This window comes from Hyella patelloides LEGE 07179 (assembly GCF_900659865.1).
Lineage (GTDB): Bacteria > Cyanobacteriota > Cyanobacteriia > Cyanobacteriales > Xenococcaceae > Hyella > Hyella patelloides.
In genome coordinates, this window is the sequence record NZ_LR214025.1 from 1 (window position 1) to 10,299 (window position 10,299).

Genomic DNA, 10,299 nt, shown 5'->3' on the forward strand with positions numbered 1-10,299 from the left:
ACTAACTTTCTGTTCGCAAGTATAAGCAATATTTATTTTAAATTTCGATTATTAAAACATTAGTACTGATAAATAAGTGGAAAAGTCAAGGCTCTCAGCATAGCGATCGCACTTGTCCATCTACTGATTTTCTAAATTGAGTTTAGGTAAAAGGTGTAACGCCAAAGCAATGCAAAAGTACCATAAATAATGCTAGTAGGGGCGAAAAATTGAGAGTTGGATATTTGTGAGATGATCCCTCAAATATTTGCTTAAAGACCTCCCCTACTTTTTTTTATTTCCTACTTGCTCTTCACCACTTCAATTCACGAACGCAACGCCTAACAATGATTTATTAGAGCAAATGATTCTCTAAAGCAAATCGAATTAACTCTGCTCTATTTTTAGTATCAGTTTTTCTTAGCAAACGAGAAACATATTTTTCAATAGTACGATGAGATAGATGAAGCTCTTTACCAATTTTGATATTAGAAAAACCTTCTACTACAAATACTAATACTTGTTGTTCTTTGTCTGTTAAGTTAAGTTGAACTTCATTTTCTGCTGATGGCTCTTGAGTTATTTCCTCAGTATTTGAAGCTAAATTACGCTCCTGATTGTTAGCAACAATCAACTCAGTACCAATAATTTGCGATCTCTCTAAAAGATTACGAATTACAGCTTCTAACTCTTCCACTTCAAAAGGTTTAGCCAAATAAACGTCACAACCAACTTTGTAGCCTTGAACGCGATCTGTAACTTGATCGTATTCTGTTAAAAATATTACAGGTAACAAACGGAATTCAGGAAATTTACGAATTTCTCTAACTAGCTCATAACCATTCTTTTTCGGCATATTGATATCAGATATCAGAAGGTGAGGACGATAATGTTGGATCATCGAAAGTGCTTGTTCCCCGTCTTCTGCCATAATTACAGAATAGCCAAAGGTTTCTAAATAACCCTGAACAGCCATCCGAACACCTGGATCATCTTCCGCAATTAGGATTAACAATGACATAAATTACAGTGTACGGTAATTGCTTCTGCAAGTTAATAATACTCTAGATTAATTATTAAAAATAATTACTTTATTATCTTGACTTATTTTAATAGCAAATTAAAGCTCAAAAAATACCAATTTGATGATAACCTAGCAAAATAAAATTAGAAGATAATTCTTTTTTTTACAGTTCAAATTTACATTGGGAATAGTTGAACTTTTTGGTCTTTCACTATTGCTGGTTGCTTATTTTCTGTGAAAGGTCAAAGTATGTTAACATCTAGCCCTATTTTGGGTAAGATATCAATGTACAACCTACAACTAACCAATGAGGTTGAAGACTAAGCTCTTAAGCATTTTCCACCTTTGAGTAATAATGTATATCTCAGAACTTGATAAGGCTGAAATTCGCCAGGTTATAGAAAAGCAACTTCAAGCTTTTCAGCAAGATGATTTTATAACTGCTTTTTCTTTTGCCTCCCCTGCTATCCAGCAACAGTTTGGTAGTTGGGATAACTTTAAAGATATGGTAACAGATAGTTATCAAGCAGTGTATCGTCCACGCTCCGTTATGTTTAGAGGGTTTACTATGGTAGAAAATTTCCCTGCCCAAAATCTCATCTTGATGGATTCTACAGGTAATATAGTACAGGCTACCTATGTAATGCAACTGCAACAAGACCACAGTTGGCGCATTCATGGTTGTTTTCTTGTCCCCATAGATAAGACTGTAAGCTAGAGTCACCGAGTCGTGATGTCACCAAGTCAGGAGGGGGTGGTAGGGGAAGGGGCGTATCCCCATTCGAGGACAATGTAAACTTGAGGGGGTGATTGTCGGCGAGGTTTTCTCGTTAATTCAAAACCCCCGTTTGAAGTTTCCTCAAGGGATAGCTCCTCTGCTTCGCGAATCGTTTGTATAGGAGTGGTAAAACGCTGAAAAGAAATTCTGGCATTGTAGAACAAGACTTTTTGTGCGCAAAAAATAGTCGTTGGAGAGATATCGAGAACTTAAAATGCATCTATACTAGATAGGTACTCAGATATTAATTATCGCCATATTAACTATTGGCTAACTGATGTAATGCAGATTTATCTCGACTATAGCGCGACTACTCCTCCCCATCCTAAAGCGATCGCTAAAATGCAGCAAGTAATGACGCAACAGTGGGGAAATCCTTCTAGTTTGCACTCTTGGGGAGAGAAATCCGCACTAGAGTTAGAAACTGCCAGAATAAGAGTAGCTAGCCTGATTAATGCTGTTAATCCAGATTCAATTCTTTTTACTTCTGGAGGAACAGAAGCCGATAACTTAGCAATAATGGGTATTGCTAGGCAGTGCAGTAATCCCCAACATATTATTATTTCTAGCGTCGAACATTCTGCTATCTCAGAACCAGCTAACTTGCTCGAAAGTTGGGGATGGCAAGTTACTCGTTTACCAGTAAACAAACAGGGGAGAATCAATCCTTGGGATTTACAAACAGCTATCCAACCCAATACAGTTTTAATCTCCGTAATTTACGGACAAAGTGAAATAGGTACACTGCAACCCATAGAAAAACTGGCTAGTATTGCTCGTAGTCATAACATCTTATTTCATACCGATGCAGTACAAGCAGTAGGAAGAATACCCATTGATGTCCAAAAACTAGGAGTAGATTTACTTTCACTATCTGCCCATAAAATTTATGGTATTCAAGGCGCAGGAGCGTTATATGTCAAACCTGGCGTGAGTATAACACCCCTATTAAGTGGTGGTGGACAAGAACATAAATTACGCTCTGGAACACAAGCTGTACCTACCATATCTGCTTTTGGTGTTGCAGCAGAAATTGCTCAACAAGAAATGGCTACAGAAACATCTCGTCTTGTGGCATTGCGAGATCGCTTATTCGACCAATTTGCTGAATGTCCCTATCTTATATCTACAGGCGATCGCTTGTACCGTTTACCCCATCATGTAAGCTTTATCCTCAGCGATCTTTTTGCCCAACAAGCACCAGAAGTTACAGGGAAAACCATAGTACGCCAACTAAATTTAGCAGGAATTGGCATCAGTGCTGGCTCAGCTTGTCACAGTGGCAAATTAAGCCCCAGTCCAGTTTTATCCGCAATGGGTTACAACTCTAATGCAGCAAAAAGAGGGATTCGCCTAACTTTAGGCAAAGATACCACCCAAGAAGATATTGATTGGACAGCAATGGTTTTAAAACAAATACTTGTCAGATTATTACCTTTGTGTGTCGGCTGTTAGGAGTTGAGTCATGATGTCAGAAGTCGTGATTTCAGTGGTAAGTGACAACGAGCAACGAGCAACCAATCACCGTAGAGACGCGAAATAAGAGGTCTCCATCTACTAACCACTAACCGTTAACTAGATAACTTTTTTCTCAATTGTCAATGATTGAGATCGTACTACATCAATCTCATCCAAGCCACACTGATGGTAAAGTCTTAGTATCCCAATATTTTTCAATGAAGTTTTTATTATTAAAAACTCTGTTACTACGAAAACGCCAAGACGAAGGTTTTACTATATCTATCATAATTGCGATCGCTTTGGTAATCGTGTTATTAAGTGTAGTTAACCTGGTACAATCCAGTGATAAAATTCGGAACCCTTTTAGTAAAAAAAGCACTGATAATACCCTAGCAGCAGCCAAATCAGGCATAGCTCGTTATCGATATTTGTTGATTAATAATCGTGTTTTAGCTGTCCACAATTTAGATGAATGGTCAGACTTTGGCGATCAAACTTGTGACGCCATCAGCAAAACAGGACAAAATTGGGTAAATAATGATAGTGATATTGATGCTACAGATACTAATGCTGGAGTTGGCAGTCACAATAACTACAATAATTCTGCAAATGATAAAAACGATCAGATAAATTTAACCAGTGATGCTGCTAAGGCTACTAACCACTAACTAGATAGCTTTTTTCCCAATTGTCAATGATCGAGATCGCACTAGACTGAGATAATCTAAGCCACACTGAGGATTAAAGTCTTAGTATCCAAATATTTTTAGATGAAGTTTTTAATATTAAAAACTCTGTTACTGCGAAAACGCAAAGACGAAGGTTTTACCTTACCTATTGTAATTGCGATCGGTTTAGTAATGGTGTTATTGAGTGCTGTTAACCTAGTGCAATCTGGCGAAGAAAATCTCAATGCCCTCAGTCAACAAGGCTCATCAGATGCTTTAGCAGCAGCAGAAATAGGCATAGCTCGATATCGAAATTTATTAAATAATAACCGTGTTTTAACTGTTTATAATTTAGACACATGGACAAATGCTTGGGTCACAGGTCAGGCTTGCGATAGTATTAGCAGCACTGGTGGTGGTTGGGCAGATAATTCTGCTACTGGTTGGCGTAATATTACTGTGGCTGGTAACACTATAGGTAGTTATAGAATTGATGATTATATTTACGATAATGATGACAATCTAGGGTCAAATAATAACAACGATATCGATTTAGTCAGTGATGCAAATAATGATATTGATGGTGATGGAGAAAGCGATGCAAGAGGATTATTAACTGTTCGAGGAAAAGACGTTGCTGCAACTGAAGATGGTAGTATTACTCAAATTCAAGTTGAAATTCCCTTGGGAGTAAATACTCAAGATTTAGTCGATCTTAATCCCGCTATTTGGATAGTACAAAATGATCATACTGCTGTCCCTTCGATAACTAATTTTGGAACTGTTGATGTTAATGGGGCAAATGTAGTTCTTTATCAACCTTCTGGAGAAGGGGACTGCATTGATCCCCCAGATTTAGGTGGAGAAAATACCATTAGTGATTCGCGTAACTTACCACCTTTAGCTACAATTCCCAATCCTACGGGTTTAACAAAAAAAAATACTTTAAATTCCAATATTACTTTAGACCCTCATTACAATTCAGGAGAACTATTGTTAGGAACACTTTCTGATGTTCAAAATACAAGTGAAGGCTCTCACGTTGGAGATGATCGATATTATTTTGAGTACACTGGAGACTTAAATCTTGATAATGAAGACATAATAACTGATGGAACAGCAAGAGTAATAATCTATGTTAGTGGTAATTTAACAATTAGTAATGCAGTAAACATCACTAATTCCAGTAATGCTGCAACTTCTAGATTTCTCGAAATTCATGTTGGTGGAAATGTCACAATAAATGGTTCTGGTAATGTCAATATCAAAGGTTTAATTCATGCTCCTGGTGGAACAGTAACAATGAGCGGTAATGGAAACGTAAATGTTACTGGTTCAATATTTGCCAACGACTGGAACAATACCAGAACTGGAACGATAATTGTAAACGCCGACGATTATACATTTTATAGCATTACGCCTAACAGAACACCCGCACCTTTAACTTTTAGACCTTCTGGATGGCAAACACAGGAGGCAGATTAATATTATGTTGAAAACAATTATTACTTTAAAAAATACAAAAAATAAATCATTTGATCGAGGTTTTATTACTATTGAAATCCTCATTGCTATTTTCATTGCTTTTGGTTTTTTAGCTGTATCATTACAAACTTTGGTTTTAGCAATGGTGTTTCAAGTGGGAGCGCAGAAAGAACAAAGAGCAGACCAACTAATTCAAGAAGAGATTGAAGCACTTAATGATTTAGGTAGTACTTTAAATTTTGGTGCGAATACAGCTGATGCTTGTGATGGTAATTTAGATTTAGATGGTGGAGGAACAAATAATGATGGCTATGGTCAAGGACTATGGAATGAACTAATAGAAGACGATCCTTTAATAGCAGCAACTTCAACTACCAATTCAAGCACAACAACAATTTTAGGAAGGACTTTAACCATAGAAGGAACTCAAGTTGCTATTCCTGCTGGTGCTAGTCCTACACCCCATCGAATTCTAGGAGTTTCTTATCAAGTTACAGAACCAGATGTTGATGGAGATGGTAATGCAGAAGTAATAGCAAACCGTTACGTGGAGGTGATTCCTGATGAAGCATTGGAATGCCCCTAAACACGATCGAGGTTTCACCTTGACTGAAATATTAGTTACAACGGTTATATTAGGTATCGTGGCTGCGATATCTGTCCCCAACTTACTTGGTCTGATTAATCAAGCTCGTGTTACTGATGGTGTGGCAACTATTGAAGGTGCAATTAAAGAAGCACAGCGTCAAGCAACACGCTTAAGCAAGACTTGCATTATAGAGTTTGGAACAACTACTGTTACGAATTACGGGCGAGTAGAACAGAGAGCTTTTGTTACCAGAGCAGCATCTGTACCAGGAGTAGCTGATTATAGTGATTGCTTACTAAATGATAGAATTTTGCCTACAGAGGTTACGGCAGTAATTAGTGATACAGCTTTTCCCAATGCTTCTGCACCTTCTCCCTCTCTTACAATAACTTTCTCAAGTAAAGGTAATACCACCAATAACGACATTATCAAAGTTTATCATCCCGATATTTCTAATGAGAAGTGTTTAGTCTTGAGTGGGATTTTTGGCGATATTACTACAGGGTTTCATCAAGATACTGATGGTAATCCCAACACAATAGAGAATTGTAATACTAACTAAAATACTGTTAGTTCTTTATCTATTTAGGGTGAACAAGTTAGAAACATTTAAAAACATTTGGAAAATATCAATTCAAATGAATTATTTTGTACATTCTTACTGTTCATGATAAGGTCTTCAATTTTTGACTTTTGACTGCGAATTCTTTAATTAAGATAAAAAATTATAGCAATCTGCAATTATTGAGAGATGATTATGTTTTAGGAAATCTGCTTAGGCTGGCGATACAGCTTAAAAAAGAAAAGTAGTTTTTCCTCAGATAGACTAACAAAAAGCTACGAAAAGGTTGATTCTCCTGAGATCTACTTTTTAGGCGATTAAACTTAAATATCAGAAAAAAATTAGCTAATCGAATTAAGATAGTGTCGCTCAGAGTCAGTCTCGATGCTATTATCAATGTGCATGGCAGTTAATACAATAGGACAGTAATCATGGTTCAAGCACCTGTGTCTCCAGTGGTGCTAGCAATATTAGACGGCTGGGGTTATCGAGAAGAAACGGAAGCTAATGCCATTGCAGCAGCTAAAACTCCGATCTTTGATAGCTTAAAAAAAGCTTATCCTAATACGCTAATTAATACTTCTGGTAGGGATGTAGGTCTACCAGATGGTCAGATGGGTAACTCAGAAGTTGGACACCTCAACTTGGGTGCGGGAAGAGTTGTTCCCCAAGAGTTAGTAAGAATCACTAATGCGGTAGAAGACGGCTCTTTGTTTCATAATGAAGCGTTAGTCAATATCTGTGAAAAAGTTCAAGCTAATGGGGGTAAGTTGCACCTCATTGGTTTGTGTTCTGAAGGGGGAGTGCATTCCCATCTAAAGCATTTATTAGGGTTATTAGACCTAGCGAAATTAAATGCGATCGCTGATGTTTGTATTCATACTATCACAGATGGACGAGATACCAACACCAAAGAAGGAATTAACGCTCTGGATAAAATTCAGAAATATACAGAAAAGATCGGTATTGGTAGGATTGTTACTATCAGTGGTCGTTATTTTGCCATGGATCGCGATCGCCGTTGGGATCGAGTCGAAAGAGCTTATAATATAATGACCCGCAATGAAGTTACTGATGCTCGTCCTGCAATTGAAGTATTAAAAGATTTCTATAGCCAAGATTTAACAGATGAGTTTATTTCCCCCACTAGAATCGCTTCAGGGGCGGTTGAATCGGGAGATGGGATAATTTTCTTCAATTTTCGTCCTGACAGGGCAAGACAGCTAACTTATGCCTTTGTCAAGCCAAATTTTGATGGTTTTGAGCGCGAATTTATTACTGACCTTGGTTTTACTACTTTTACTCAGTATGATGGTAGTCTAGCTGTTGATGTCGCGTTTAAGCCTCAAAACTTGACTAATATTTTAGGGGAAGTGATTGCCGAGCATGGGTTACGCCAATTCCGTACTGCCGAAACAGAAAAATATCCCCATGTTACTTATTTCTTTAATGGTGGTTTGGAAGAACCTCTTGAGGGCGAAGATCGAGAATTAATTCAAAGTCCGATGGTAGCGACTTATGATCGCGCTCCTGCTATGTCTGCTCAAGCGGTGACTGATGCTGTTTGTAATGCTGTGGACAAAGAAATTTATTCTCTGGTTGTAGTTAACTATGCCAATCCTGATATGGTAGGTCATACAGGTAATATAGAAGCAGCAGTTATCGCCATTGAAACAGTAGATCGATGTCTTGGTAAAGTGATTGATTCTGTAGTTGGTGCTGGTGGCACAATATTAATTACAGCAGATCACGGCAATGCGGAATATATGCGAGACGAAGCAGGTAATCCTTGGACTGCTCATACTACGAATCCAGTGCCTTTTATTTTAATTGAAGGGGAACAACGACCTATTTCAGGACATGGTGCAGAAGTAGCTTTAAGAGAGGGAGGTTGTTTGGCTGATGTCGCTCCCACTATTCTAGAAATTTTGCAGTTACCCCAACCTGAAGAGATGAGTGGAACTTCTTTAATTCAGCCAGCAAAATACGAAGTGAAGCAAAATCGAACTCCAGTAAGAATTTCGATGTAAAATGGTTAAGCTACGGGATGAACATCTTTAGAATGTGCATTCCCTTGTTCTGATTTGTCTTGTCCTATCTTCGTCCCAAACTAAGCGGGACTTGTACCCATCGCATTGGGGTATAAATGGGATAATGCCAGAGCAGAATAATATTGGCGCGGGGTTATATCGCTGCTCATCTTATTTGTTTTCTTTTAAAATAATCCGTAGCAACTTTTTACCAGCATTTTTTAATTTATCCATGAAAGTTTATCAGCTATTTCAAATTATTTGGGCGAGTTCTGCCGTATTATTGATAGTTTTAGTGTTACTTCACAGTCCTAAAGGCGATGGTTTAGGAGGTATTGGGGGACAATCTCAATTATTTACCAGTGCTAAAAGTGCAGAAACTACTCTCAATCGCATCACTTGGGCTTTATGTATTATTTTCATGACTATTACTATTGCTTTAAGTGCTGGTTGGATTACTAGATAATCGTTTGTGCCTAGCGTAGATTACTTGACTGAAATTGTCGTAATTTTGCGCGTTAAAAAATATTTCATATTGTGTAGGGTTAATTTGTAAATTGATCCTACAATTTTTTTTCAGATTTATTAGTTTTAGTGAAGGGCAGAAAACTCTATAAGGGCGAATGACCATTCTTCCCTACGTTCTACATCCGCCTAGAAGAATTAACTATCAATTCAGTAAAATTAATAATCGTATAATATCAAATCCGAATCAGAGATCCAGTTTATCTCTTTTCTGTCAAAGTGGGTCAAAAGCTTGATTTTTCGTTGGCTGAGATGACGTAAATCTATTAAATTTTTCCAGACTGACAAAAGAGGGTTATTGATGAAATCGTTAAACCCAATCAGAGACGTATCATGATACGTCTCTACACTGAATATTTATTGGAGGTTTTACTAAACTGATTAGGGATAACTTGCAGGGCAAACGCATCTTAATTTGAAGGGTGAGAGATAATGAATGAATCCTTGCTGAATGAGAGAGAATGAAATTAAGACCAAAAATCACGCTTATCGACCATTTTGAAAAATTGACTGACCCAAGAGTTGACCGAACCAAAGCTCATAAACTTGTTGAGATTCTGACCATTGCCATATGTGCAATGATTTGTGGTGCTGATAACTGGGTGGCAATGGAAACTTATGGAAACTCAAAATATGAATGGTTAAAGCAATTTCTGGAATTACCCAATGGGATTCCCTCTCACGATACGATAGCACGAGTCTTTGCAAGACTTGACCCATCAGAATTTGAACAATGTTTTCGCTCTTGGGTGAGAACAATCGCCAATTTGTTACCAGGAGAGGTAGTAAGTATAGATGGGAAAACCGCCAAACATTCCACTAATCAGGGAACAGACAAAAAAGCAATTCATCTGGTAAACGCTTGGGCGAGTGAACAAAAATTAGTTCTTGCTCAACAAAAAGTAGATGAGCGCACCAATGAAATTACCGCTATTCCACAATTAATCAAAGTCCTAGAATTAAATGGCTGTCTAGTAACCATAGATGCGATGGGGACTCAAAGAGATATTGCTCAACTGCTCAATTCAAAAGGAGCAGATTATTGTTTAGCACTCAAACGTAATCAAAGAGGTCTTTATAACCAAGTCCAACAATTTTTTACCAATGCTCAAGAGAAACAATGGCAAGGGATTCAACACTCTTTTCATCAAACCCTGGAGAAAGATCATGGTCGTCTTGAAATCCGTCGTTATTGGAC

The 10,299-nt window shown here is 37.6% G+C and carries 10 protein-coding genes; 9 read left to right on the forward strand and 1 reads right to left on the reverse strand.

What is annotated here, in order from left to right; all coding sequences use genetic code 11:
• Positions 1-334: 334 nt before the first annotated feature.
• Positions 335-1,000, reverse strand: a complete 666-nt coding sequence (locus tag H1P_RS26895; RefSeq protein ID WP_144873456.1) for a response regulator transcription factor — start codon at positions 998-1,000, stop codon at positions 335-337.
• Positions 1,001-1,358: 358 nt separating this feature from the next.
• Between H1P_RS26895 and H1P_RS26900 the strand changes: the two genes are divergently transcribed.
• The 9 genes from H1P_RS26900 to H1P_RS26940 form a co-directional block, all read left to right on the forward strand.
• On the forward strand, positions 1,359-1,721 hold the full coding sequence (locus H1P_RS26900) for a DUF4864 domain-containing protein (RefSeq protein ID WP_144873460.1): 363 nt from the start codon (positions 1,359-1,361) through the stop codon (positions 1,719-1,721).
• A gap of 342 nt (positions 1,722-2,063) precedes the next feature.
• Positions 2,064-3,236, forward strand: a complete 1,173-nt coding sequence (locus tag H1P_RS26905) for a cysteine desulfurase family protein (protein ID WP_144873464.1) — start codon at positions 2,064-2,066, stop codon at positions 3,234-3,236.
• 146 nt (positions 3,237-3,382) lie between these two features.
• Complete coding sequence (locus H1P_RS26910; protein WP_144873467.1) at positions 3,383-3,910, forward strand: hypothetical protein; 528 nt, start codon at positions 3,383-3,385, stop codon at positions 3,908-3,910.
• 102 nt (positions 3,911-4,012) lie between these two features.
• Positions 4,013-5,395, forward strand: a complete 1,383-nt coding sequence (locus H1P_RS26915; RefSeq protein WP_144873470.1) for a DUF7305 domain-containing protein — start codon at positions 4,013-4,015, stop codon at positions 5,393-5,395.
• A 4-nt stretch (positions 5,396-5,399) separates the two neighbouring features.
• A complete protein-coding gene (locus H1P_RS26920) occupies positions 5,400-5,981 on the forward strand; it encodes a type IV pilus modification PilV family protein (protein ID WP_144873473.1) in 582 nt (193 codons plus the stop codon).
• Complete coding sequence (locus H1P_RS26925; protein ID WP_144873476.1) at positions 5,959-6,546, forward strand: pilus assembly FimT family protein; 588 nt, start codon at positions 5,959-5,961, stop codon at positions 6,544-6,546. Before H1P_RS26920 ends, H1P_RS26925 begins: the two co-directional genes overlap by 23 nt.
• 431 nt (positions 6,547-6,977) lie before the next feature.
• Complete coding sequence (gene gpmI / locus H1P_RS26930; RefSeq protein WP_144873479.1) at positions 6,978-8,576, forward strand: 2,3-bisphosphoglycerate-independent phosphoglycerate mutase; 1,599 nt, start codon at positions 6,978-6,980, stop codon at positions 8,574-8,576.
• A 232-nt stretch (positions 8,577-8,808) separates the two neighbouring features.
• Positions 8,809-9,042: a preprotein translocase subunit SecG gene (gene secG / locus H1P_RS26935; RefSeq protein ID WP_144873485.1), complete on the forward strand. Its 234-nt coding sequence runs from the start codon at positions 8,809-8,811 to the stop codon at positions 9,040-9,042.
• A 565-nt stretch (positions 9,043-9,607) separates the two neighbouring features.
• Positions 9,608-10,299, forward strand: a 692-nt coding sequence (locus tag H1P_RS26940; RefSeq protein ID WP_246141972.1) for an ISAs1 family transposase, incomplete at its 3' end; no start/stop codon positions are given.

What these genes read in the sequence shown, in the direction of transcription:
- H1P_RS26895 (WP_144873456.1), bottom strand. Translation starts at nt 1,000, where the DNA reads ATGTCATTGTTAATCCTAATTGCGGAAGATGATCCAGGTGTTCGGATG.
- H1P_RS26900 (WP_144873460.1), top strand. Translation starts at nt 1,359, where the DNA reads ATGTATATCTCAGAACTTGATAAGGCTGAAATTCGCCAGGTTATAGAA.
- H1P_RS26905 (WP_144873464.1), top strand. Translation starts at nt 2,064, where the DNA reads ATGCAGATTTATCTCGACTATAGCGCGACTACTCCTCCCCATCCTAAA.
- H1P_RS26910 (WP_144873467.1), top strand. Translation starts at nt 3,383, where the DNA reads ATGATTGAGATCGTACTACATCAATCTCATCCAAGCCACACTGATGGT.
- H1P_RS26915 (WP_144873470.1), top strand. Translation starts at nt 4,013, where the DNA reads ATGAAGTTTTTAATATTAAAAACTCTGTTACTGCGAAAACGCAAAGAC.
- H1P_RS26920 (WP_144873473.1), top strand. Translation starts at nt 5,400, where the DNA reads ATGTTGAAAACAATTATTACTTTAAAAAATACAAAAAATAAATCATTT.
- H1P_RS26925 (WP_144873476.1), top strand. Translation starts at nt 5,959, where the DNA reads ATGAAGCATTGGAATGCCCCTAAACACGATCGAGGTTTCACCTTGACT.
- gpmI (WP_144873479.1), top strand. Translation starts at nt 6,978, where the DNA reads ATGGTTCAAGCACCTGTGTCTCCAGTGGTGCTAGCAATATTAGACGGC.
- secG (WP_144873485.1), top strand. Translation starts at nt 8,809, where the DNA reads ATGAAAGTTTATCAGCTATTTCAAATTATTTGGGCGAGTTCTGCCGTA.